This is a genomic window from Spirosoma gilvum (assembly GCF_054776815.1).
Genome location: NZ_BAAHBH010000014.1, coordinates 198,796 through 224,032, shown reverse-complemented (window position 1 = coordinate 224,032; position 25,237 = coordinate 198,796). Strand labels below are relative to the sequence as shown.

At 49.7% G+C, this 25,237-nt stretch carries 16 protein-coding genes; 11 read left to right on the top strand and 5 right to left on the bottom strand.

All coding sequences use genetic code 11. The annotated features are described in order from the left end of the window. The first annotated feature begins 122 nt into the window (after positions 1-122). The 5 genes from ACYVFD_RS30325 to aspS all read left to right on the top strand — a co-directional run bounded on the left by ACYVFD_RS30325 (position 123) and on the right by aspS (position 8,950). Positions 123-635 carry a hypothetical protein gene (locus ACYVFD_RS30325; RefSeq protein WP_461094364.1) on the top strand — a complete coding sequence of 171 codons (513 nt, stop codon included), beginning with the start codon at positions 123-125 and terminating at the stop codon, positions 633-635. A gap of 194 nt (positions 636-829) precedes the next feature. Beyond that, positions 830-3,613 carry a PAS domain S-box protein gene (locus tag ACYVFD_RS30320; protein WP_461094363.1) on the top strand — a complete coding sequence of 928 codons (2,784 nt, stop codon included), beginning with the start codon at positions 830-832 and terminating at the stop codon, positions 3,611-3,613. A gap of 318 nt (positions 3,614-3,931) precedes the next feature. Then, positions 3,932-5,413, top strand: coding sequence for an amidohydrolase (locus ACYVFD_RS30315; protein WP_461094362.1), 1,482 nt, complete (start codon positions 3,932-3,934; stop codon positions 5,411-5,413). A 444-nt stretch (positions 5,414-5,857) separates the two neighbouring features. Then, the gene (locus tag ACYVFD_RS30310; RefSeq protein WP_461094361.1) at positions 5,858-6,859 is read left to right on the top strand and encodes an NADP-dependent oxidoreductase; all 1,002 of its coding nucleotides are present in this window, start codon (positions 5,858-5,860) and stop codon (positions 6,857-6,859) included. 321 nt (positions 6,860-7,180) lie between these two features. After that, complete coding sequence (gene aspS, locus ACYVFD_RS30305; protein ID WP_461094360.1) at positions 7,181-8,950, top strand: aspartate--tRNA ligase; 1,770 nt, start codon at positions 7,181-7,183, stop codon at positions 8,948-8,950. Between the two features lie 71 nt (positions 8,951-9,021). On the opposite strand, the gene ACYVFD_RS30300 is transcribed toward aspS, so the two are convergent. Next, the gene (locus tag ACYVFD_RS30300) at positions 9,022-10,527 is read right to left on the bottom strand and encodes a sulfatase family protein (protein ID WP_461094359.1); all 1,506 of its coding nucleotides are present in this window, start codon (positions 10,525-10,527) and stop codon (positions 9,022-9,024) included. 212 nt (positions 10,528-10,739) lie between these two features. On the opposite strand from ACYVFD_RS30300, the gene ACYVFD_RS30295 reads away from it, so the two are divergent. Next, positions 10,740-13,721, top strand: a complete 2,982-nt coding sequence (locus tag ACYVFD_RS30295) for a sialate O-acetylesterase (RefSeq protein WP_461094358.1) — start codon at positions 10,740-10,742, stop codon at positions 13,719-13,721. Positions 13,722-13,806: 85 nt separating this feature from the next. Continuing rightward, a complete protein-coding gene (locus ACYVFD_RS30290; RefSeq protein ID WP_461094357.1) occupies positions 13,807-19,023 on the top strand; it encodes a CARDB domain-containing protein in 5,217 nt (1,738 codons plus the stop codon). A gap of 80 nt (positions 19,024-19,103) precedes the next feature. Here ACYVFD_RS30290 and galU read toward each other — a convergent pair whose 3' ends face one another. From galU to ACYVFD_RS30270, 4 genes are all read right to left on the bottom strand, one after another. Then, positions 19,104-19,970, bottom strand: a complete 867-nt coding sequence (galU, locus tag ACYVFD_RS30285) for a UTP--glucose-1-phosphate uridylyltransferase GalU (RefSeq protein ID WP_461094356.1) — start codon at positions 19,968-19,970, stop codon at positions 19,104-19,106. Between the two features lie 90 nt (positions 19,971-20,060). Next, positions 20,061-21,056, bottom strand: coding sequence for a mevalonate kinase family protein (locus tag ACYVFD_RS30280; protein ID WP_461094355.1), 996 nt, complete (start codon positions 21,054-21,056; stop codon positions 20,061-20,063). Between the two features lie 158 nt (positions 21,057-21,214). After that, complete coding sequence (locus tag ACYVFD_RS30275; RefSeq protein WP_461094354.1) at positions 21,215-21,691, bottom strand: hypothetical protein; 477 nt, start codon at positions 21,689-21,691, stop codon at positions 21,215-21,217. A 99-nt stretch (positions 21,692-21,790) separates the two neighbouring features. Further along, positions 21,791-22,153, bottom strand: coding sequence for a helix-turn-helix domain-containing protein (locus ACYVFD_RS30270; protein WP_461094353.1), 363 nt, complete (start codon positions 22,151-22,153; stop codon positions 21,791-21,793). Positions 22,154-22,415: 262 nt separating this feature from the next. On the opposite strand from ACYVFD_RS30270, the gene ACYVFD_RS30265 reads away from it, so the two are divergent. The 4 genes from ACYVFD_RS30265 to ACYVFD_RS30250 all read left to right on the top strand — a co-directional run bounded on the left by ACYVFD_RS30265 (position 22,416) and on the right by ACYVFD_RS30250 (position 25,216). Then, positions 22,416-23,054, top strand: coding sequence for a hypothetical protein (locus ACYVFD_RS30265; protein WP_461094352.1), 639 nt, complete (start codon positions 22,416-22,418; stop codon positions 23,052-23,054). A 116-nt stretch (positions 23,055-23,170) separates the two neighbouring features. After that, positions 23,171-23,941 (top strand): PD-(D/E)XK nuclease-like domain-containing protein, encoded by a 771-nt coding sequence (locus tag ACYVFD_RS30260; protein ID WP_461094351.1) that lies wholly within the window; start codon positions 23,171-23,173, stop codon positions 23,939-23,941. A gap of 79 nt (positions 23,942-24,020) precedes the next feature. Continuing rightward, positions 24,021-24,368, top strand: coding sequence for a hypothetical protein (locus ACYVFD_RS30255; protein WP_461094350.1), 348 nt, complete (start codon positions 24,021-24,023; stop codon positions 24,366-24,368). Positions 24,369-24,541: 173 nt separating this feature from the next. Continuing rightward, complete coding sequence (locus ACYVFD_RS30250) at positions 24,542-25,216, top strand: hypothetical protein (protein ID WP_461094349.1); 675 nt, start codon at positions 24,542-24,544, stop codon at positions 25,214-25,216. Positions 25,217-25,237: the final 21 nt, after the last annotated feature.

The window sequence follows — 25,237 nt, the reverse complement described above, 5'->3', positions numbered from 1 at the left end:
GCGTTTGATGAGAACGAGTACAGAAAGCGTTCCGTACCAGACTATATTAGTGAACTTTTGGGTGTCAAACCGGTTTTTACTACGCCTGTTCGATTAAGCTACAGGCAAATTAGCCAATCCATATGATGCTTCATCTGAAGGCCATCAATAAACAGCAGGAATTACGTCAATTCTCCTGTATGCTTCCTGAACTAGAATCCGGCTTTGAACTGCTCAACCACATTGTAGCCTCGGGAGACATTTTAATTAGTGCGGATCTGATTGAAGAAGGCAACAGACCTACTGTTTTACCAGTAGAGGTGTTTGATGGCATTTCCTTCCTGCCCATCCTCAAACAGCTAGAGCAAGACTGGACCACTAGTTTAGCGGCACCGCTTCGCGTGAGCTTACCCGTAGATGCAGTGAGTAACAAATGGTATCGAGAAAAGCTAGCTTATTACGAACAATGCATTATTGGCTTAGAGTTAATAATGGGTAGAGTAGACCGGATTTGCCAACGGGCGAGCGCTTATCAAACGCCCCAAGCAGACCAGTTAGTTAGTTATACTCAGTCCATCTTACATTGCTACGAATCTCAACTGGCCAAGACAAATGCGATTCGTAACCGGTTGTTGGCGGGCTTCCAGTCGGCCTAAACTTCGCGTTCTAGCTAGTTTGCTCTTCAAGACATCACATCGGTCATGTTTGCTCATTAAATTCCTATAAACTCATGTTTCATTAGTATACCAATATACGTTGCTTTTTTGTTAGATTGAAACAAAATTCATGCAGTCTGCCCCACCACAACTTATTGGGCAAGAAACGGACTAACTCCTTCCCTGAAAACAAAATGCTCCGCTCCATTGAAAACCATCTCGCTGCCGCGTTTCGGAAAGCGACCAAAGGAATGGTCATTATTCAGGCAAACGGCAGCCTCATATACATCAATAGCGCCTTTTGCGCTCTAACTGGCTACCCAGCAAAAGGACTGCTCAACCATTCGTTTGAGGTATTGATTCATCCAGAAGATCGGTTGCATTACCAACATCACCTGACTAATCTGACAGAAGGGACTGATGATTCACTAGTGATTCAGCTACGCTGCCTGCATAAGGAAGGGCATACTGTATGGGTCAAGATTCATACCACTGTTTTGCATCAGCAGGCTGGACAGGTAACAAGCTTATTTTCTCTGGTTGAGGAAGTTACGCAGGAAGTTCGCCTGCAGCTCGATCAGCAAAAGTTATTAGCACTGGTCAATAATAACCTCAATTTTATGGCCATTGCCAGTCTGGAAGGCCAGCTTACCTACCTCAATGAAGCCGGACGACGACTGGTGGGGCTCGAGCAATCCGAGAATCTGGCGGGTATGCAGGTTGCTGACTTTTATACGCCTGAACACTATCGTCTGATTGAGGAAGTAGCCGTTCCTGCTTTACTCAAACAAGGATACTGGACGGGTCGAGTGGAGCTTAAGCATCGTAAAACCGGCGCCCCTATTCCCTGTCAGGCCAGTGGGATTCGCATCGACGATCCACGTACGGGCAAACCTATAGGCCGGGGCTTCACCTTGCGGGACTTACGAGATGAACTAGCCGCTCAGGAAACCCAGCGAAAACTACTCACCCTGGTCGATAACAGTATCGAGTTAATGTCCATTCTGGAATTGGATGGTAAAAATTCGTATCTCAACAAGGCGGGTATGACCATGTTGGGCTTCGAGGATGCTCAACAGGTTCAGCAAACACCCATTACGGAACTCCATGCTCCTGAGCATTTTGACCTGGTAGAACGAGAAGTACTACCTTCTGTGATGAGCAAAGGACGCTGGTCGGGAGAAATGCTGGTGCGTCACCTTAAGACAGGGGAGATCTTCCCCGTCTTTAATAATACCATCCGAATTGATGATCCCCATACGGGGCTGCCCATCGCGGTAGGGGCTGTTATGCGCGACAGAAGGCCGGAATTGGCGGCACAGCGAGCACTGGAAGAAAGTGAATTATTCGCCCGCAATGTGTTTCACCACTCACCGGTAGCTAAAGTAGTGTTGGTAGGACCCAATCGGGTTATTCGTTCGATCAATGAAAAGATGCTGATCGTACTGGGGTTGGACAGAAGTAGTATTGGCCAACCCTTTCAGGCTGTGGTATCGGAACGGGTAGGCAGGGCGCTGGACTTGCCGTCCAATGAAGCCTTTACGCAGGGCGATACGTACGATCAGTCGGAAGTCCGGTTACCCGTTGGCCAGCCAGATCAGTGGGGTTATTACGATGTACTCTACAAAGCCTTGCACAATACGGACCATGAAGTCTACGGCATTATTCTTACGGCCTCCGACGTTACGGCTAAAGTATTGGCTCGTCAGAAGGTGGAAGAGGCTGAAGCTGCTCTACAGGGAGCCATTGAGTTGGCGCAGTTGGGGACCTGGCAAATGGATTTGGAGACGGGACTGATTGATTACTCTGCCCGGTTAAGAGCTTGGTACGGTTTAGACCCCACAGAGTCGATCACCCCAGAAAAAGCGACAGCGGCTATTCGGCCGGTAGATCTGTCGATGATTCAATCCCTCATTACCCAGGCTATGGTGCCGGGTTCACGGGGAGAATTTACGGCTGAATACACCGTCGAAGCGGACGGACCAGGCCAGGAACGGATTCTTCAGATGCAGGGCAAGGCTTATTTCGATGAGACTGGCCATCCCTATCGACTCGGGGGTACGGTGCAGGACATTACTGCGCAACGCCATCTCCAGCTTGCCCTGGAGCAACAGGTGCAGCAGCGAACCGAAGAACTGCAAGTCATCAATGAGGAGCTGGCCGCCAACAATGAAGAGCTAACCGCTGCCAGTGAAGAGTTAAGACTGGCCAATCAACAGCTGGAAGAGACTAACCATCTACTGACCCGGTCCAACCAGGATTTGGAACAGTTTGCCTACATTGCCTCTCATGACTTACAGGAGCCGCTACGCAAAGTGCATCAATTTAGTGATCTGTTAATCCAGCGCTACGCCCCTCAATTAGGCGAAGGCCGGATTCATTTGGAACGGATGCAGCTAGCAACAAGCCGAATGTCCCGATTGATTAAAGACCTATTGGCTTTTTCCCGCATTTCGGCTCGTCCAGCGCCTGGTAATCCGGTAGACCTCAATGAAATATTAGCTCGAGTACAAGATAGTTTAGCCGTAGCTATCGAAGAAGTAGATGCCGTCATTTCGGTAGCGGCCTTACCAACGCTGGCGGGCGATGCGCTTCAACTGGAGCAGTTATTTCAGAATCTGTTAAGTAATGCTCTCAAGTTTAGTCGACTTACCCAGGCCCAGGTAAAACCATCTTGCCAGATCACCGTACGAACGCATCAAGTAATGGCTTCGGCGCTTCCTGCTTCGCTTAAACCGACTACATCGACCAGTTTTTATCACTGTATCGAGGTAGTGGATAACGGTATTGGGTTCGATGAAAAGTATCTGGACCGGATTTTCCAGGTGTTTCAGCGATTACATAATAAGGATACGTTTGCTGGCACTGGTATTGGGCTTGCCATCTGCCAAAAAGTAGTAACCAATCATCGGGGCGTGATTACAGCCCGGAGCCGCCCCGGCGAAGGCGCTACGTTTCAAGTCTATCTACCAGCTTAATGCCGACCGCCCGAACGATGGTAGGCTACCACCTGGCCAACTCCGTTCCGGGTTGGCTTTTTTAGTCTAAACGATTTACGGTGCCAATCAACAGCCCCCTTGGAAATCCCAAACGGGTTGCTATTGTATGAGCTCTGGCAGCTCGCCCAGCGACTGGGTTTCAATCACCCCTTATGTACTATAAGTTGGACAAATAAAGTAAGGATATTGACAATAGCGTGTTCGCTGCAATCAAGATTGCCTAAGCCGCCTTTTTGCCGTATTTTTATCGGCTTACAACCTATTTTTCAAAATATAACCAATCTCACAGCCGAATCTATGAGAACACAATTTCTCGCAACAGCGTTGCTGCTGCCTTTACTTGCCGTAGCTCAACCTAAATCCAAAAAGGCCGCTGCTCCAGCCGTCGATCCCGGAACGCCGGACCGTGACAAACAAACCATCCTGGCCGATCTGGACAAACGCTTCCCCGAATACGTTGGCATTTCGAAACAAATCTGGAATTTCGCGGAGCTAGGCTATATGGAAGAGAAAAGTTCGGCCCTACTGGAAGAGCAGCTACGCAAGGAAGGCTTCGACGTAAAAACGGGCGTGGCCGGTATACCAACGGCCTTTGTCGCTACCTACGGTTCGGGTAAACCGGTTATTGGTATCTTAGGCGAGTATGATGCGCTGCCGGGGCTGGCTACCGAAGCAAAGCCGGAGTTCACGCCCATTGGGGGTCAGAAAGGTGGACATGGCTGCGGGCATAATCTGTTTGGTACCGCGTCGGTAGCGGCTGCCACTGAAATCAAGGACTGGCTCAAAAAATCAGGCCATTCAGGAACGATCAAGATTTATGGCTGCCCCGCCGAAGAAGGGGGAGCAGGCAAAGTGTACATGGTGCGCGAAGGCCTGTTCAACGATGTCGATGTGGTACTCCACTGGCATCCGGGCGCTACCAACTCAGCCGATGCGGGTACGTCGCTGGCCAACAAAAATGCCAAGTTTCGGTTCCGGGGTATTGCGGCTCACGCTGCGGCTGCTCCCGAACGGGGTCGGTCGGCACTGGATGGCGTGGAAGCGATGGACTACATGGTTAACCTGATGCGGGAGCACATTCCGTCCGATACGCGCATCCATTACGTTATCACAAAAGGTGGCGAAGCGCCAAACGTGGTTCCTGCCTTTGCCGAAGTGTATTACTACGCTCGCCATAAAGACCGCGACATCCTACAAAGCATCTGGAAACGCATCGAAAATGCGGCCGAAGGAGCCGCTAAAGGTACGGGCACCAAAGTGGAATGGGAAATTCTGGGCGGTGTGTTCAACCTGCTGCCCAACGTAACCCTGGCCGAAGTGATGCACCAGAATCTGAAAACCGTGGGTGGTGTACACTACACACCGGAAGAAACGGAATTCGCCAAAAAGATCAGCGAAACCTTCGACAAGAAAGTACCCATTGAAGAAGCCGCGACCATTAAAGACTTCCGCGATGCGTCGGACAACCCGGTCAGTGGTGGCTCGACCGATGTGGGCGATGTAAGCTGGACCGTACCCACCGTTGGTCTCTCGACGGCTACCTGGGTTCCGGGTTCATCGGCCCATAGTTGGCAATCGACAGCGGCCAGTGGCATGAGCATCGGGCAGAAAGGTATGCTGGTAGCCGCTAAGACCCTGGCCCTGACGGCCCTCGACCTCTTTAAAACCCCTACCCTCATCGAAAAAGCCACCGCCGAGTGGAAACAGAAACGCGGTGCCGATTTCAAATACGAAGCTCTGCTAGGCGATCGGAAACCGGCGCTGGACTATCGAAAATAATGAGTCAATGAATAAAATCAGGCTACTAAAGCATGACTTACACTAATAGCTAAATTCATGCTTTAGTAGCCTGATTAATAAGAAATAACTACTACGTAAATTTTGCAAACACAATTCTACTTTAAGTAAACATAATTTACTTTAATTTGTACGGTTGGCCGCATAACCCTAGCCGTTATGAAATAACTCACAGAGGGGCTGTTTAAACTTTTCAAATTTCATTAAAACCGGGTAGCTTTTTTTGTCATGCTGACCGGGACGCGTAGTCGCAGGAAGCATGACAAAAACACGCATTTTTGAATTTCCTTTAAAAGTTTAAACAGCTTCAGGTTCATAATTTGCCAGGGCAGTATTCCTTTTCGCGCCAACAAAAAGTATCTAATTCTATACTCAATTTATACATAAACAGCCAAAACCCTTTTAATAGCACTATTTGCCACCACCATGCAAGCATTTATTATTGACCGCTACAAGCCTGCCAATGGCATGTATAAAGCGGAAGTCTCTGATCCAGTTGTAGGTGAAAACGACGTACTGGTTCAGGTACATAGTGCCAGTGTCAACCTACTGGACGCTAAAATCAGAAACGGTGAGTTTAAAACGCTGCTGTTTTACAAATTCCCTCTTATTCTGGGCCACGACTTAGCCGGCGTAGTCACTAAAGTCGGGGCACAGGTAAAAAAGTTTAAAGTCGGCGATAAGGTCTATGCCCGCCCAGCCGATTACCATATCGGCACTTTCGCCCAACTTATTGCCATCAAGGAATCCGACGTTGCTATGATGCCTTCGTCGCTATCGATGAACGAAGCGGCTTCAATCCCACTGGTAGGTCTGACGGCCTGGCAAGTTCTGGTAGAGAAAGGGAAGCTCCAGAAAGGCCAGAAAGTATTCATTCAGGCGGGTTCGGGTGGAGTAGGTACGTTTGCGATTCAATTGGCCAAACACCTGGGAGCCACTGTAGCCACTACAACCAGCGCAGCTAATTTTGAACTGGTGAAAAGCCTGGGTGCCGATGTTATAATCGATTACAAAAATGAAGATTTCGAAAAAGTTCTGAGCAATTACGACCTGGTCATCAACAGTCAGGATGCAACCATATTAGAGAAATCGCTTCGGATACTGCGGCCCGGCGGGAAGCTTATTTCCATTTCGGGTCCACCCGACGTCGATTATGCCAAAGAAGCCGGGCTGAACTGGATACAAAAAACGGCAACGTTCTTCATGAGCCTTTCGGTCAAGCGTAAGGCGAAGGCAATGGGCGTACACTACTCGTTTCTTTTAATGAGGGCTGACGGAAATCAGCTTGCCGAGATCACTAAGTTAATCGATGCAAAACGTATCAGGCCTATTCTAGATAAGGTTTTCCCGTTTGAGGAGGCTAATCAGGCACTAGCGTATGTGGAGAGCGGACGCGCGAAGGGTAAAGTTGTCATCAACGTAACCTGATATACGTGTATATGGCAGTCTTAGTCCCAGTTACCCCTGATTTTGCTCGATAAATGAAAGTACTATAACTGACTACTAGATTCTCTATTGTTCAACCGACAAAACAGCCCGTTTCTAATTGCCGATACGCCCAAATCAAACCTATGCGGGCAATGCAATAGAGATTACCTTGTCCGTTGCGCCCATAGTCCCTACCTTTGCGGCAAATCTTAATGATTGAATGATTGAGTGATTGAATGAACGGTCCACTGTCGCAGTGAATAGCTGACGCTGAATCCAATTCAATCATTCAATCACTCAATCATTCAATCACTCTTTAAAATGCTTCGAACGCACACGTGCGGAGAACTCCGCCTTACCGACACCGACAAAACCGTAACACTGAGTGGCTGGGTACAAACCATTCGGGATAAAGGGGGGGTGTTATGGATCGACCTCCGCGACCGCTATGGAATTACCCAACTCCTGCTGGAAGATGGTCAGACATCGCCCGAACTCTTTGCCATTGCCCGCTCGCTGGGTCGCGAGTATGTCCTGAAGGCTACCGGAACAGTGATTGAACGGAAGTCGAAAAATCCGAATCTGCCAACCGGCGATATTGAAATCAAGGTGACCGCGCTGGAGGTGCTGAATCCGGCCAAACTGCCTCCTTTCCTGATTGAAGATGATACAGACGGGGGCGACGACCTCCGCATGAAGTACCGCTACCTCGACCTGCGCCGGAATCCCGTTCGTCGGAATCTGGAACTACGCCATCGGATGGCTCAGCAAACCCGGTTATACATGGATGGGCAAAACTTCATTGAGGTCGAAACGCCCGTTTTGATCAAGTCGACGCCCGAAGGCGCCCGCGACTTTGTGGTGCCCAGCCGCATGAATCCGGGCGAGTTTTACGCCCTGCCGCAGTCGCCCCAGACCTTCAAGCAGTTGTTGATGGTATCGGGTTTCGACCGGTACTACCAAATTGTGAAGTGTTTCCGCGATGAAGACCTGCGTGCCGACCGCCAGCCCGAATTTACCCAGATCGACTGCGAGATGTCGTTCGTAGAGCAGGAAGACATCCTGAATATGTTTGAGGGGCTGATTCGTCATCTGTTCAAAGCCGTGAAAGGTATCGAACTGGACGAAGTACCCCGTATGACCTACGCCGATGCCATGCGGTTCTACGGTTCCGATAAACCCGATACTCGTTTTGGGATGCAGTTCGTGGAATTGAAAGGCACGTTCGATACCGTCGATATGACGTCAGGTAAAGGCTTTGGCGTGTTCGATTCGGCCGAATTGGTTGTCGGTATCAACGCCCCCGGTTGCGCTCACTACACCCGCAAACAACTCGACGAGCTGACCGAGTGGGTAAAGCGCCCCCAAATCGGTGCGAAAGGGCTGATTTATGTGCGGTACAACGAAGATGGTACGCTCAAATCATCCGTCGATAAGTTTTATTCGGAAGAGGATCTGAAAGGTTGGGCGGCTCATTTCGGTGCAAAACCCGGCGACCTGATGCTGATCATTTCGGGCGATGCCGCCAAAGCCCGGAAGCAGTTGAGTGAGCTTCGACTGGAAATGGGAAGCCGGTTGGGTCTGCGCGATCCGGCCGTATTCAGCAGTTTATGGGTGCTCGACTTCCCGCTGCTCGAATATGGCGAAGAAGAGCAACGCTGGTTTGCCATGCACCATCCATTCACGTCGCCCAAACCCGAAGACATCCCGTTGCTGGAAACGGACCTGGGCGCCGTCCGGGCTAATGCCTACGACATGGTTATCAACGGTACCGAAGTGGGTGGGGGATCTATCCGAATTTTCAACCGGGACCTGCAAGCCCGTATGTTCAGCATTCTGGGCTTTTCCGACGAGGAAGCGAAAGCGCAGTTCGGCTTCCTGATGGATGCGTTTGAATATGGTGCACCTCCTCACGGCGGTATTGCCTTTGGCTTCGACCGGCTGTGTTCCATCTTCGGTGGTGAAAACACCATCCGCGACTTCATTGCTTTCCCGAAAAACAACTCGGGCCGTGATGTGATGATCGACTCGCCATCGACCATTTCGGACAAGCAACTGGACGAACTGAAAATCGCTACGGTAGCGAAGTAAATGTAACGTGGACCTCTGGTCCGCACAGTTGTAATTAACTTTTCAACTATGCGGACCAGAGGTCCACGTTACTATTCAAATTCCCACTTGCTTACCCACGGGTCGCGGGTTTGTTGCTGAAATGCTTTTAGTTTCGCCTGCATTCGGGTTAATATGTCCCGATACTTCGGATTGGTTGCCAGATTATGTACTTCGTCGGGGTCGGTCTGGAGGTCGTAGAGTTCAAAACGCGGTCGATGCAGATAGGTGGTCACCGTTCGTTTACCAAATAGTTTATCTCCCCGTTTCAGTCCATCCTGCCACGTGAACGAATGGTACAGATCAAGTGCCATTGGATACGGTAACGCATTCGCTACGTTGAAAATCAGCTTATACCGTCGTTCGCGCAAAACACGCATGGGATAATACATGGTCACCTCATGCAGCGAGTGCGATGCATACACGTCATCCCAACCACTTACCTTTTCCTGCTCAACAATTGCCTTGAACGACCGACCGTGTGTTCTGATTTTTCCGGGCTCAACTCCGGCAAAATCCAGTAAGGTTGGCATTACATCGACCCACGAAATCATAGCCTCCTGCACAAAGCCCCGCTTTTGCGGCTTAGGCAATTTCACGATGCAGGGCAGCCGCATACCGGGTTCATACAGATTCGTTTTCGCCCCCGGAAAGGGCGCACCATTGTCCGATAGATACACAATCAGGGTATTATCGTACTGGCCTGTTTCTTTCAGATAATCCATCAATCGTCCTACGCCCTGATCGAGCCGACTAATGGCTTCGTAGTATTGCGCCAGTTCCATCCGGGTAGCCCGGTTATCAGGCAAGTAAGCTGGTACATTGACATCCCGGGGTTGATAGAAATGATCACCCACCTGCGGATAACCACCCGGTCGATTACCGAATAGATTCGGTTTCGAGCCGTCAAAAATGGGTGAACCATCGGGCGCAACGGTATTACTTCGGTGTGGATCATCGGTGGCGAAGTAGAGAAAAAACGGTTTGTCGGACTGCTCAGCGGTTCCGGCCATAAATTCATAACAGGCCCTGGCCATCTCGACGGGACTTCGACCAATGGAGGTTGGATCATTGACCTTACCGACTCCCAGTACTTTCTGAAAATGATAGACCGACTCAGGTGCTACGTGCAACTTGCCAATGCGAGCGGTGCGGTAACCCGACTGTTCGAGCAGTACAGGCAATGACCGTACCGTATCGAATGAGCTAAAATGATGGATTTGATGCTCCAGGCCATACATTCCATTGGCATGATTATGGATACCGGTCAACAGCACCGATCGACTGGGGCTGCAACTGGCCGTTGTACAGAAAGCGTGCGAAAACCGTACACCATCGGCTGCTAACTGATCAATATGGGGCGTCCGGATGGTGGTATTGCCATAACAGCCTACGGCTTCACGCCCGTGGTCATCGGAAACAATCAGGACAATATTAGGCCGATCATTGGCGCCTGGCTTTGGTAGTTCATGTTCGTGACTTTTTACCGTTAGTCCCATCAACAGGCTAACAGGCAGGGAGATAGCGCTGATAATCGCCGATTTAACCGCATAGTTCATAGACAAAAAACGAATTCTGTGGTCAATAATAACTTTTTCCGCGCATCTATCTGCATCAGACCTAATTCGGTCCATAGCGGTAATTCAGATTGAGCATTCGGCGCCGAGGTACAAATTCATTCCAGACGGACTCGTAAAAAATAGAGCCATATATATGTCTTAGGCATACTATTTGTCGCTGATTATTTATCCTATCCATTTAATAGTGTTCTATGCATTTACCTTTACGAAGGCTGGTATTTTTTATACTGGTACTCTTTCCTTTTCCTATTCTGCGTGCCCAACTCACCATTACGAGTCCGGCGCCCAGGATGGTTTTTCAACGAAATCTCGCCAATCAGGCTTCCGTAACCGTAACCGGTATGGCTCCGGCCACCGCAACGCAGGTTGAAGCTCGCTTCATACCTGTTTCGGTCAATCAGGGAACTCTAACAAGCTGGACGTCGCTATCGGTTATAGCTGGCACCACTTCGTTCCGAGGGCAGGTAACCGTAAATGGAGGCTGGTACCGATTGAGTGTCAGAGCCAAAAATGGGTCGGTGATTGTAGCCGAAACTCAGGTCGATCGGGTCGGCGTGGGCGAAGTGTTTGTTGTAGCGGGGCAGTCGAATGTGTATGGAGGACTCCAGCGAGTATCCAGTTCGGTAGAAGATCGGGTATCCTGTGTCGATTTTCGACAGGATAGCATCAGCGAACAGCTTTTACCGTTTCAATTCAGCAAGATCAGTTATGGAAGCTCTATTGGCCCCAGCCAGCCTCCGCATCTGTGGGGTACGCTCGGCGATAAACTGGTGCAGCGCTTAAATGTACCGGTTTTATTTCTGGGGGCTGCCCTCGGGGGTAGTAGCAGTACGGAATGGCAACAGGGTGCCAATGGTAATCTGGGAACAACGGTAAACTCATCCGTTTACCGACGATTAGGGGAAGCGTTGCTGCATTATGTTGCCCGCACAGGAGCCCGAGCGGTACTTTGGCATCAGGGCGAAACCGACACGTATTATAACGTTAGCGGCTCAACCTACTACAACAATGTGTATGCGGTAATTGGAAAGAGTCGGCAACAGGTTGGTTCGCAGCCCTTAGCCTGGATGATTTCGCGGGTGAGTTTTAACAATTACCAGACCAGCCCCGGCATTATTTCGGCTCAGAATCAACTAATTGCCAACTTATCCAATGCCTTTCCTGGCCCTGCTACCGATAGTATTATAGGTCCCGAAAACCGACCGGACAATATTCACATGAAGGGCCCCGGTCTGGTCCGATTTACCAACAGTTGGGATCAGGCTCTGACAGCGTCCTTCTTCCAGAATGCCGTTCCGTTTATGCCCAACGATCCGGGTGCGCTCATTACGAGCGGATACACCTTACCACTCCTTCGAAAGCAGGGCGACACACTGGTGGTGGCTTCGCTCCGTAGCAATCCCTATGAGTCGACTAATCAGTACGTTGCCCAGATTGTGCGGGCCAGCGACGGAACGGTCGTTTATGAATCGCCACCAACGTCGGATAATCCTATTCTGGTGAAGATTCCGTCCACCCTGCCCAACAGTCAGTATCGGCTCCGAACCCGTTCTACGAATCCTGTAATTCTGGGGACCCTCGGCGAACCGTTTACCATTCAGCAATCGACGGTTTCCGGTAAGTTGTCAAGTGTAGTCTACCCACCCGTTCAGGGAGGGACACCGCCTGCCGCTGTTCGTCGGATTTCGTACAAATTTGACTCCTGGACTCACGGTTTCTTTGCTATGGTTGAGTCGACAGCACCCGTTGAAGTGCGTCTACAACGAATCGATGGAGGCAGTTTTACCGATACCGGCTGGTATTTGGCGCCCTCCAGTTCACAGGCCCCTGATTACGAAGAGTTTGCCAATTTCAATTACATCCGCAATTATGCTCCTGTTGCGGCCGGGGTTGGTGGAGTAGCGCCTGGCAAATACCGATATTCCGTACGGTTGCAGGGCGATACCGGCCAGGGCATGTGGCTCGATCTTACGTTTTTAGACGCCCGGCAAATCCTTTACCAAAAAGAACCCGCTCCCGTTATTCAGCCTCGTATGACCGTGAGCGATGCCCCAGCATCACCCGTTTGTCTTTCCAATCCACTCACGGTAGCTATTGAGGTAATTGATGGACCGAAAGACGGTATCTATAGTGTTCGTCTATCGGACCCAGCCGGTTCATTTGCGCATGAAACAACGGTTAGTACGGTTACGGCTACCGGCCCTTTTACCGTTACACTATCCCCGGAACTAGCATCGGGAACTCAATACCGCATCCGGGTCGTCACCAGCGACCCGAACCTGGCCACGGACCCTAGTCAGCCTTTTTCGCTCTGCAACGATGCCGATTTATCCATGTCAATGCAGTTAAGCAGCCGAACGCCCACTGTAAATCAACCCATTACACTCACACTGATCCTGAGCAACGCAGGTCCGCTACCGGTTGATAGCGCCAGCGTCAGGAGTCTGCTTCCTGAGGGGATCGAATTTGTTGATGCGATAGACACCAACGTTACGTCCATGGCCGATACCGTCCGTATCAAAACTGGCAGGCTTGAAGTCGGGAGTAGTTTGCCATTTGCCTTTCGGATCAAACCCAAACATGCCGGTACGTTTCTGACAGCCGCCCAGATCATGACCAGCAGCCAGCGCGATCCGGACAGCCAACCTGGCTCGGGTACCGGCGATGGTCAGGATGACGAAGCCACGGTCGATTTACGAACGCTTCAACACAGCGACTCATTAAGTGTTTCGTCTAATCCGAATCAGGTGCCCTTGCCTCCTGTCATTTCCAACCAGCCTCCTGCTGACCCAGCCAAAGCTGACCTAAGTCTCGCTATTGTGAGTGATCAACTGGCCGTAAAAGCGAATCAGGTTGTAAAATTTACGTTTACCGTAAAAAATCGGGGGGGAGCCATAGCCAACAATGTAACGCTTAAAACGCTCTTACCCACGGGCTGGCAGTTGACCGTAACAACCGGCTTAACCATCAGTGGGCAATCGGTCAGCGCCAACATTGGTCCGATAGCCGCAGGGGGGACGGGAACAATGACCCTATTTGTCCAGATTCCCAGTTCGGGTACGCTACAAGGACAGATTTTTAGTGTAACGCCATCCGACCCGGATTCAACACCGGGCAATGGCTATACCAATGGTGAGGACGATGAAGCTATCGTAAGTGTACGGGTAAGGTAACTGCAGAATTAGCAAATGGCACTAAAATTGCTCTGTTTGTTATATAAAGCTAACCTAAAAGCATACTTATCCGTAACTAATTTTCATGCTTCTATCGACGATCCAGCGCCTGATCATCTGTGCGTTCCTGTTTACTTTCCCCTCTCTTAGCTATTCTCAAACCACAACTCCACCTGACAACCCAGATACGCTTCGCCGAATGGCTGACGAAGAAGAACGGCGGTTGATGGACCCTCTCCTGAAACGGGTTCCCTACGAACGGCTAGACGAAGCCCGGCAGCAACTCAACCGAAAAGCAGCCGGAGCCAGAACCGCTATTCCGAATATTACCTGGCAAGAGCGCGGACCGAACAACCTAGGTGGCCGAACCCGTGCGCTGCTATTCGATCCCAATGATTCATCCCACAAAAAAGCCTGGGCAGGCAGTTTAGCGGGTGGCCTTTGGTATACCAACGACATCACCGATGCAAACACCGGTTGGACGCCCGTTAGCGATAGCTGGGAGAATACGGTTGTAACAGCTCTTGCCGCCGACCCCTCGAACCCACAGGTAATGTATGCCGGTACTGGCGATGGGTATTCCTATGTGCTGGGCGGGGGTATCTGGAAAACGACGAACGGCGGCACTAGCTGGACACGACTTAACAGCACCATACCGGGCAATACCTACCCATCGTTAGCGTATGGCTTTGGGTATATACAACGGCTTGCGGTCAATAGTAGCGGATACGTGTTTGCCGCTACACGACTGGGCCTCTTCCGGTCGACAGATGGCGGAACAAGCTGGCAGTATGTACTAGCCCCTAATCAGGGAATTGGCGCGGGTAGTTCGACGGGTAACTATTCTAACGACATGGCTACAGACCTTGAACTGGCTAGCGACGGCGTTTTATACGCTAGTTTCAATCCCAGTCGGGTGTTTAAATCGACAAATAACGCTGGGACTACCTGGACCGAAATTACGCCGTCGGGTGCATCAGGTGGTGAGCGGACTGAGTTAACATTAGCTCCTACGACAAGTGGAGCAACACAGGTTATTTATGGTGTATCCCGAGCGTATAATTCGACCAGTTATGGGAAAGATATAAAGTGGTTCAAGAAAAGTACGGATGGCGGCACCACCTGGACCGATTTAACGATTCCGACCCTGAGCTGGGGTGATTATTTTACGTATGGCAATGGCAACACGTCACTAAATTTAGTCGTTCATCCAGCCGATGCGAATACAATATACGCAGGCGGTTATGAATGGTTTCGCTCGACAAACGGCGGATCTTCCTGGAGTGATCGACTCACCTATTTCTACCAGTATTATCAAACTGGGCTGCTGTTTCAGCCCGGTAGCTCAACCAATGCAGCGGTTATTAATGACTATGGTGTTTACTGGTCATCCGACTGGGGCAACAATGCGGTAACAACCCCTACTACCAGCAGCCGGAATAATGGCTATCGGGCAGGCGAAGTAAGTTCGGTTTCGATGCGATCTGGTGCGGGCGGCACTTATTTGCTGGCAGGATTACGTTCTTTAGGGTTTGTACAGATGCCATCCTCAGGCATATCGAATGGCACTAACATCTGGGGGACATCTTACCCGGGTATCACCTTCATTGATGAAGACGATCCATCTATCGAGCTTATTCAGTCATCGAATTGGTTTTATAAGTACTCTTCATCTAATTCAGTCGGACTTACCTCACTAAACTCCTATAATACCGTAGCTGCCAGCGATTATGATAGTCCGTCCAATATCTTGTATGCCACCGATTACGCCAACGGTCAAACGTTCATAAAGAAAGTCACAGGTGTCAATAGCAGTCCTCAAACCACTACATTGACGCTTACGGGTGTTACTAATTCAGGCAGTTATCTAAAGCTCAACACCGACCGGACCAAACTGTTTATGGGGACGGGCTACAGTCAGCTTTATCGGATAACGAATCTGAACCAGTCTACGCCGACAGTCACTGCTATTGACAATGGAGCATTTCCGCAGTATTCAACGGTTTCATGCATTGACGTGGGAGCCAATGACGATGAATTGCTGGTCACCTTATCCAACTTTGGTGTTCAGTCGATATGGTATACAGCGAATGGAGGTATAAGCTGGACCGGCAAGGATCAGAGCAATTATGGATTGCCCGATGTTCCGGTCCGATCTGCCCTGTTTAACCCGCAAAACCGGAAACAAGTCCTGCTTGGTACTGATGCAGGCGTATGGACAACCGACGATATTACGGCAGCCAACCCAGGCTGGGGATTTAGCGGTATGGGGGTATTCCGGGTTAATCAACTGCGCTATCGGGCATCGGATGGGCGCATCACTGCCGCCACAAACGGACGGGGCGTCTGGGTAACCGATGCCTTTGCGATTCCGTATATCCTGCCGAGCGTTACGATCAGCAGCATCTCCAGTATGTCTCTGTGCGGAGGTAACACCTTTACCGTATCCTTCAGCACAGCAGGTTCAGCTTTTGGAACAGGGAATACGTTTGAGTTATGGCTTTCGGATGCAAATGGCAGCTTTGTTAATCCGCGTAAAATTGGCAGTAGTGCTACAACCCCTATTTCTGCCACATTACCCAGTGGCTACAATGCGTTGCCCTACGGCACTAACTATAAGCTAAAGATAATTGCAACAAATCCCGATGTAGAGAGCGGCCTAAGTGGTGCTTTAGCCATTGGAAATTTAGGCAGTGCCAGCATCTATGATCGGCGTACGGAGTTTTCTCAGAATTATTCCAATGGAACGATCTGTCCGGGTAGTCAGTCTACGCTCAAAGTGTATCCATACAATCTGAACTATTCAGCTACTACCGCCGAAACCTACCAATGGTTGCGAAATGGCTCTCCGATTAGTGGCGCAACATCAGCGACTATTTCGGCTCAACAGTCTGGCACCTATACAGCCGTTACCAAACAGGCGGGATGCCTCATCACAAGCTATACCTATGAACTCTCTACATCAAATAGCCCTTATGCCTACATCGCATCGCCTTCAAACGGAGAGCCGCAATGCGACGATCATCCGTTAAAATTATTTTCGTCTTACATCGGCGAAACCGCTGGTTTTCAATGGAGCCTGGATGGCGTCGACATTACTGGCGCTACTAGCTATACCTATGTGGCCAATCAAACCGGGAATTACACATTCCGAATGACGGACGGAAGCTGTAGTTATACGACGTCATCCTCCTACTTCCAGTTTGGCAGATCACTATTGGCCAGAGTTTTTCTGAGTTCATCCGGCGATTCGCTGATATGTGCATCTTATCCATACTACAATGTTGGTATGTATACCTCCCTCCCATCGTCGAATGATTATACTGTCCAGTGGTACCGGAATGGATCTCCCATTTCGGGAGCAACGTCTACTAATTATTCGACAACACAACCCGGCGAATACTCCATTTTACTGAAACAAGGCACCTGTCAAACGTACAGCAATGCTGTTAGTGTTCGGTTGGCCGACCAGCTACAGTCTAATATTAGGTATTCATTTGCCAGTAAATCGGTCTGTCCGGGGGAATCGCGGTATTTGTACGCTGGCGTATCTTACAATGGCAGTCTTCAGTGGCAGAAAGATGGGGTAGATATAGCCGGAGCTACTGGGTCAGGTTATACAGCAACAACATCAGGAGATTATACCCTGAAACTAACACGTGGCTCTTGTTCAGCCATATCACCGCCTGTATCACTTACGTTTAGCAATGCGCTACAACCTAAAGTAATATCGTATACGCTGGAAAGCTGCTATGGAAGGTCAATCTACTCTTACGATGGGTTCTATTTAAGCGGCTACCAATATCAATGGTATCGCAATGGCGTACTTGTTAGCAACGCAATATATGATTCATATTACGCAACTCAATCCGGCGCTTATGCGGTTCGGGTTACTAATGGGAGCTGCACAGGTTTATCAAAAGAAGTCTATGTAAATGTTGGCAATGGCCAAACAGCCAAACCTGTTATAACGTATTCGCCTGCTGCGTTGCAACTTTGTCCCGGCAATAGTTTAGCCCTCACAGCTAACTCTTACACTGGTACTCTGCAATGGAAGCGAAACGGTATAGCTATTGCAGGAGCTACCAGCTCTCCATATTTTGCTACGCAATCCGGCCTCTATACAGTCGTTTCTACGGATGGCTCCTGCACGGCTGAATCTGATCCGATTGGCGTAAAAATTGGGGAAACAACCACCGCTAGCCTAAGTGGTAGTGCACTCATTAGTAGTGGGCAGTCGGCACAATTACCGGTTTCATTTACGGGTCCGGCGCCCTGGTCATTTACGCTTTCTAATGGGCAGTCGGTAACGGCTACGTATCAGAATCCAACACTTATTTCGGTATCACCAACCAGTACCACTACGTATCAATTAACTTCAGTAGGAAATGCCTGTGGATTGGGAACGGTGTCGGGGCAGGCCAGTGTATCGGTGGGTTCGGGTAGTGCGGATGTCTCGCTCAACATGGCCGTAAGTACGCGAACGCCTAACGTGGGAGACCTGATCACCTATACGATGACAGCCAATAATACAGGGCCAGACAATGCACAGAGCGTGCAACTGAGTAGTATTCTGCCGTCGGGTTTATCGTTCGTCAGCACCAGTTCGCCGGGGGTTAGTTATGCCAATGGCGTCGTTTCGGCTAATCTGGGAAGTATTCCGGCAAATAACCAGAGTGTCGTCAGCTTCCAGGCCACTCCTACGCAACCGGGTGTTTTTGTGACATCAGCTCAGATTTCGGGCAACCAAACCCCCGACCCCGACAGTCAGCCCAATTCGGGTACGGGCGATGGGCAGGACGATGCCGTTACGGTCGATATACGTACCCCAATTGGCGGAGGGCTAGTTACCTCGGCCAATCCGAATCAAATTCCGCTACCCATGGTCCAGGGCAATCAGCCTGCCACAGACCCGAACACGGCGGATCTGAGCTTACGGATGTGGGTCGATAACGAAACACCTACGGTTTCAGATATTGTTACGACCAGCTTAACGGTAAGCAATCGAGGAGGATCGACAGCGGCATCGATTATTGTTCAGGTCACGTTGCCCAATGGCACATTCAGCGCCCAAAGCCCAATCGGCTGGATACAAGTGAACAGCCAGACCTACAAAATCTACATCAATTCGCTCGCAGCCGGAAAATCGTCTACGGTATTCCTGAAATGGCAACCAGCCGCCAGTGGGTCAATACAGGCTCAGATTCTCGATACAGATACAACTGACCCGGACTCTACGCCGGGCAATGGCTACACCAACGGAGAAGACGACACCGCAACAGTCAGTGTGCGGGTGAGGTGAGAAGGAATAGAGAAAGGGAAAAAGGAGAAGGGAAAAAGGAAAAGTATGATCGTTATTTCCCTTCTCCTTTTTCCCTTTCTCTATTCCTTCTTCAAAATCTCTTCTAAAAACGCCCGGAACTTGTCGGCAAATTCAGGACGCTTGAGGGCAAATTCGACGGTTGTTTTCAGGAAATCGAGCTTGTTACCGATGTCATGGCGCTTCCCTTCAATGCAATGGGCGTATAGATTTTCCCGCTTCAGCAGCAGCAGCATAGCATCGGTCAACTGAATCTCGTTGTTCTTACCGGCCGGTGTCTGCTCCAGCATGGTGAAAATTTCGGGGGTTAGAATATACCGTCCGGCAATGGCCAGATTAGACGGCGCATCGCTGATCGAGGGCTTCTCCACCAACGTATTCAGCTCCAGAATACGGTCGCTCAGGTATTTACCGCCAACGATGCCATAACGATTTACTTTATCATGCGGTACTTCTTCCACCGCAATGACCGAACCACCATATTGCGCATAGGTATCGATCAGTTGTTGCGTTACGGGAATCACCGAATCCATGATGGTATCGCCCAGCAAAACGGCAAATGGCTCATTACCAACATGATGTTTGGCATACCGAATGGCATCGCCTAGCCCGTTCAGCTCGCGTTGGCGCACATAATGCAACGTAGCCATATCGGACAGACGGCGCATTTCATCGAGCAGCAACTGGTCTTCTTTTTCTTCCAGCCGGGCTTCCAGCTCATGGTTACGGTCGAAATGGTCTTCGATGGCTCGTTTGCCTTTCCCCGTAATAATCAGGATATCTTCAATACCCGAATCGACGGCCTCCTGCACCACATACTGAATAGTTGGGCGGTCGATGATGGGCAGCATTTCTTTTGGCTGTGCCTTGGTAGCTGGCAAAAACCGGGTTCCAAATCCGGCAGCAGGAATAACGGCTTTCTTTATCATTTTCTGAATGATTGAATGATAGAGTGATTGAATGATTGAATAGCTGGCACTGGAACCTATTCAATCATTCAATCACTCTATCATTCAAAATTAAACTACGTACGGCTTAATCACGCGGGCGTTGATTTTCTTTAGGGATACAAATAGGCGATTTAGCATGGCGTCGTCGCGGTACAGACCGATGATGGAGCCACCCGAACCAGTAAAGGAGGCCGATGCGCCACAGGAGCGGGCCGTTTCGATCAAACTGCGATTACGGTCGCTGATGTTATAAATCTGAGCCCGCAGGTCGAAATTGCGATTGACCAGTGCATTTAAGGCCTCAATATCCCGTTGCAACATCGCTTCGCGTCCCTGGCGAGCAACGTCGGCAATAGCGCTCATGGTTTCAACCACAACGGGCTCCCCCTTGAGCCAGCGCGATTTTACATCGTTATGCACCTGACCCGACTGTTTGCCCAAATCGGTATTGTAAGCAATGTATAATTTGGGGAGCAGCCGAGCGTCGAGCGGCTCATAATTACCATGCCCCTGCCGCTCTAAAGTCGCTCTGTCGAAATCCATGTAGACACACCCCTCATAACATTGAATAACCCGATCCTGCAAACCCGCCGTGATCCCCAACTCTTCGGCTTCGGTAGCCAGCACCAGGTTAGGCAGTATAGGCAGTGGTATTTCTACATTGTAGAACTGCATCAACGCCCGGAACGTCGCTACGATGATGGCGCTGGAGCCTGACAAGCCCACCTGGCGAGGAATAGACGTATTGTAGCGAATCGAAAAGTTCTGGTTAGGGAGCCGGATATTCTCTTTCTCACAATATTCGGCAAACTTCTTAATAGCTGCTTTCAGGAGCGGAACACCCCCATGATAGCCCAGCATACTGACCGAATCGCGCAGGTGATGAAGACTACGGAAAACATTGGTATCCTGCGGCTGTGGTTCAATATGAAGCTCAGGCGACGGGTAAAGCGTGACCGACGCACCGAAATTACGGACAGAAATGGCAATGGTTTTACCAAAAAAACCATCGGACGGGTTACCGAGCAAGCCCGCCCGAGCGTATGCACGGGTTTCGATTAACAAGACAGAATGCGGACGTTGACCGCCGGTTTAATCAAACAATTGACCGACAAGTTTACGAAAGATTCCCAGTAAAAACCTTCCTGCAGGCACTGGTACCTAACAAAAAAGCGACCTGTTTATTAACTGGTCGCTCAACTATCTTTTGTTTTTACTGAGGATTATGGTTTGCTCACATCCGTTTTATTTTTGTCATCGTACCCAACATGGTGGGGATCATAGCCTTCATTTGGGTTGTCGCCTTCTTCCAGATAGGTCGCGTCGGCGCGGTGCAGCAGGGCGTCGTCCGATGGGTTTTCAGCCACCTCGTTCAATTTGCTGGCGGCTTCATCGCTCATCATATGGCCTTTGGGCACATCCGAAATAGCATCTGCATCTACATCCCACTCCTGCGTACCGCCCAGGCTTTCTACGCGTGGTTCACCGACGCGTCCGACACCGAGGTTAGCTTCGCGGGTATCGTGCGTCAGATGCATGTTTTCGCTGTCCATATCCATACCTGAGGTCGAATCTTTATAAGCATTCGTTCCCACTCCTTCTGATTCACGACCGAAATCAGACGTACCGTGTTGATTCGGGTCTTTCGAATAATATTCAGGATCTACTTTATCCGGGTCGAATGGTGATGTCGTTGCCATAGCGTTAAGTGTTTTTAGCTATAACACGGAACCAGGGGAGGATGTTTAGCATAGGGCATAGGGTAAAAATTAACTGTCACCTACCCCATGCCCTTCCCCCTATGCCCTATGCGCTTTTAGCTCTGCCAGCAACTCATCATTCGTTTGCTGGAGCAAGGCTACACGTTCATTCAGTTGAAAAAGCAGAAACTCGACGTTTCGCAGCCGTTCTTCAGTTGTGATAGCGGCCGAAGGCGAACTAAGCGTCTTAAACATCAGCCCATCGCCCCGAAGTAGCCAGTCGCCATTCACCTGCGGGTAAGCGATCAGGATTTTTTCGAGTGTATCGTAACGGGGCTTCAGGCGACCATGCAAAATATGGTACACTTTTTCACCCCGATTCTCGCCCAGTTTACGGGAAAATTCGAGTACGCTAATGCCTAGTGTATCAATCAATTGCTGCAAGCGGAGGTGAATGGTCATAAAAAAATAAAAATCTTAAAAAATTAGTACTAGGAGCGAGGAGTGAGTACTAGGAGTTGCGGACGCGAGCTTTTCTCTCCTGGTACTCACTCCTCGCTCCTAATACTACACATAACTTTGTAAAATAAGTGCAAAAAGGCCTAAAATTACCTTGGTTAATTACATAAAACTATGTATATTTAAGTCGTAAATGAACCCCCCAGAAAAGGCAAAAGGGACCGCAATACGGGTCCCCTGCTTGAACAGTAAACAACAAATACTAATGAACACACAAAACAAAAACCAACTTTCGACAATTCAAAGCGGTGACCCCCTTAAACCGTATCAAAAAATTCACGAATTGACTGGTGAAGTGGTAAATAAGTACAAATATTTGGAAGGGCACCCCCGTCAGTACCGGTTTGATGCCAAAGAAGGTGTGTTCAACATCAACGGCACCGAGAAGCTGGGGCGTACTCTCACCTTTCAACCCATTGCCTGGCGGATCTTCACCGACAACATCCTGAACATGGGGACTAAGAACTGGGCTGAGCTGTTTTTCATCGACGAAAACAACTGTGTTTCGGCCGTTCTTTTCCATGGCTATTCGGTCGATAATATCTTTCGCCTGATCGAGCCGCTCTACTACGACGATCTTACCCTGGCCGATGTGGTGGTGACGGCAGTTGCCGAGAAGAAAGAGTACACGAAGTCGCAGCCGAAAGGGGTGTACTACATTGCCACGTTCTCCTACAAAAATGGCGATCCCGAAAAAACGGCTGAACTAAAGCAGTTTGCACAGGATGTCAAAATTTTCCGCCAGGAAACCCTGACCGACATTGCCAACATCAAAACGGCAATGAATTATTACAATCCATTCTTGAATCCAATAGACGAGCACGAGTTGCTGCCAATTGGTTAGGGTTAGTTAAGCGGTAGTGTAGTGGTGTGGCGATAATAGGCTATAGACCTACTGTCACTTACACCACTACGCTACTTTTCATCTATTCCACGTAATCAACTTTGATCTTCTAGTTTATGCTTAGTCAATCTGCTGGCGCTGGTGACATTTATCGCTCGATCATGCGCGTGTCGAACTCCGATCTGACGCGCCTGAAAGAAGAGCATCTGGGATATTGGTCTACCCCATCGGCCCGGTTTATTTCCGAGAAAACGAAAGTGTTTGGCCGGGCCTTTCACCAGCATCTGCTCGAACCAGAAACCGTCGGTACGGTGATGGCCCAACTGCTGCCCGACCTGATCGATTCAGCCAGTCAGCTACTGCCCGACGAGCTGGCTCCGGCCCAAAGCAAACAACTACAAGCACTTATGCAGACCATTCGGCAGGACACCTTCTGTCGTCGGTATCTGCGGCTTTCGGAGCGGGAACGCGTTATTCTATCGACCGATCCCACAACGGGGGTAGCCTGCAAAGCACGACTGGATATGGTGTACACCAGCCCCAAACGTCGGAATGCGCTGATCATCGACCTCAAAACTACATCGGCTCGTACCCAGGCTCAGTTTCTGGAGTCGTGCTACACCTACGATTACGATCGACAGGCGGCTTTTTACATTGATAGCCTGCGAAATGCCGACAATCGGGAGTGGGATAGCACCCGCCAATTTCGGTTTGTGTTTATTGGCATTATGAAACAACGTCCACATCGACTGTTTGCCGTCGATGCGAGTTCCATACCGGGCTTTCTGGATTATGGTCGTAAAAAATACCGCTTCTGGCTCCGTAAATGGCGGGAAGAACAACAGGCAACGCCATTAGTTACATCTGCCTGGAGCCTGAGTGCTTAACAGCATAGGGCGTTGGGTTAAGGGGGTAGGGTAAACCTCATCCTTAGCCCAACGCCCTATGCCAAACCTACAAACCGTTATGAATGCTTCGATAATCAACCTGACCCCTACCCCACTTCACTTCGACTGGGGTACTGATGGGCTGGTCCTTTGGATTGAAGAACTGGATGGCACCGACAGCCTGACCACTCAGATGGATGAGGTGATGGAGCGCATTGGTTTCGCCATCGAATTACAAACCGGCTGGGATCACCGTACCGACGGTAATACGCTACATCCACTTTATGGCTATCGGCTGCTGTTGCGTGACGCATCGGGTTGCTGGAACGCCGTAAAGACTGATGAAACAGGCCATTTCGCCGGATTGATTCCGCTTCAGGAAATGGATTACGAAATCGCCTATGAAAAAGTAATGTGGATGGAATAAGCCAATAGATAATATCCAAAGAAAGATCGGTCCTATACCCAGACCGATCTTTTTGTTTTTAGGCGCGATAAAAGAAGTTGACGCGCCACGAATGCCGTTTGCTCAATGATCGTGTGATAACTGACGAATAAATGCTCTATTGCAGTCATTGACAATCCCTCAACCTCAAAAACATGAACCCTATCTACCTAGTCTTACTTTCTCTACTCAGCTTTTCATCCGTCTATGCTCAGGGGAAACTTCCGAAGGGAAGCGTTACTATTCCGAAAAATATGACGGCAACTTTTCCTAAAAATCAGAAGTTTCCGACGGTTATCCTGCCCTGCAAATTACATGATGGCAAAGACCGTCCCTACCCCTGCGAATTTGCAATCCTGAAACTGGTTTTCTACGATACCAATGGCAATAAGATTGGTGAAGCTACCCGAACAAAACCAGCCTTCACACTACCGCTGTCGAAAGCCAAATCGGCACCGGCCAATGGTGTCAAAGGGTTGGTGACCTACAATGTGCGAGCGACGATGACCCGCATTAACCCACCTGCCTTTCCTCCGAAAGATGGCTACATGGTACGAAGCGCTTTTGTCACAGTGGCACTGCAATCCGACCCGCTTACCATCCATGCGTCGGGGGTGGCGATTCCATCACCTGCCAATGGACTAATCGAAATTCCGTTTACGGCATCCTGGCTTTATGAAAAATCAGAGGGCGTCACAGTCGGACCGCGCGAATTTTATGTCGAAAATGACGTCACGACCACTAAATTTCCATTTAGCTCGGCCGTTCTAATGCGCGACAAAGCCGAGGTTTCTATAGTAGTACAACCTAAAATTGACTACACTAAATAGTTGGCTGGCCTTGTTCATGCA

Excerpts from the sequence above, each read along its gene's own strand:
- ACYVFD_RS30275 (WP_461094354.1), bottom strand. The coding sequence starts at position 21,691 with ATGGCAACGACATCACCATTCGACCCGGATAAAGTAGATCCTGAATAT.
- ACYVFD_RS30320 (WP_461094363.1), top strand. The coding sequence starts at position 830 with ATGCTCCGCTCCATTGAAAACCATCTCGCTGCCGCGTTTCGGAAAGCG.
- galU (WP_461094356.1), bottom strand. The coding sequence starts at position 19,970 with ATGATAAAGAAAGCCGTTATTCCTGCTGCCGGATTTGGAACCCGGTTT.
- ACYVFD_RS30265 (WP_461094352.1), top strand. The coding sequence starts at position 22,416 with ATGAACACACAAAACAAAAACCAACTTTCGACAATTCAAAGCGGTGAC.
- ACYVFD_RS30310 (WP_461094361.1), top strand. The coding sequence starts at position 5,858 with ATGCAAGCATTTATTATTGACCGCTACAAGCCTGCCAATGGCATGTAT.
- ACYVFD_RS30325 (WP_461094364.1), top strand. The coding sequence starts at position 123 with ATGATGCTTCATCTGAAGGCCATCAATAAACAGCAGGAATTACGTCAA.
- ACYVFD_RS30315 (WP_461094362.1), top strand. The coding sequence starts at position 3,932 with ATGAGAACACAATTTCTCGCAACAGCGTTGCTGCTGCCTTTACTTGCC.
- ACYVFD_RS30255 (WP_461094350.1), top strand. The coding sequence starts at position 24,021 with ATGAATGCTTCGATAATCAACCTGACCCCTACCCCACTTCACTTCGAC.
- ACYVFD_RS30300 (WP_461094359.1), bottom strand. The coding sequence starts at position 10,527 with ATGAACTATGCGGTTAAATCGGCGATTATCAGCGCTATCTCCCTGCCT.
- ACYVFD_RS30260 (WP_461094351.1), top strand. The coding sequence starts at position 23,171 with ATGCTTAGTCAATCTGCTGGCGCTGGTGACATTTATCGCTCGATCATG.
- ACYVFD_RS30250 (WP_461094349.1), top strand. The coding sequence starts at position 24,542 with ATGAACCCTATCTACCTAGTCTTACTTTCTCTACTCAGCTTTTCATCC.
- ACYVFD_RS30295 (WP_461094358.1), top strand. The coding sequence starts at position 10,740 with ATGCATTTACCTTTACGAAGGCTGGTATTTTTTATACTGGTACTCTTT.
- ACYVFD_RS30290 (WP_461094357.1), top strand. The coding sequence starts at position 13,807 with ATGCTTCTATCGACGATCCAGCGCCTGATCATCTGTGCGTTCCTGTTT.
- aspS (WP_461094360.1), top strand. The coding sequence starts at position 7,181 with ATGCTTCGAACGCACACGTGCGGAGAACTCCGCCTTACCGACACCGAC.
- ACYVFD_RS30270 (WP_461094353.1), bottom strand. The coding sequence starts at position 22,153 with ATGACCATTCACCTCCGCTTGCAGCAATTGATTGATACACTAGGCATT.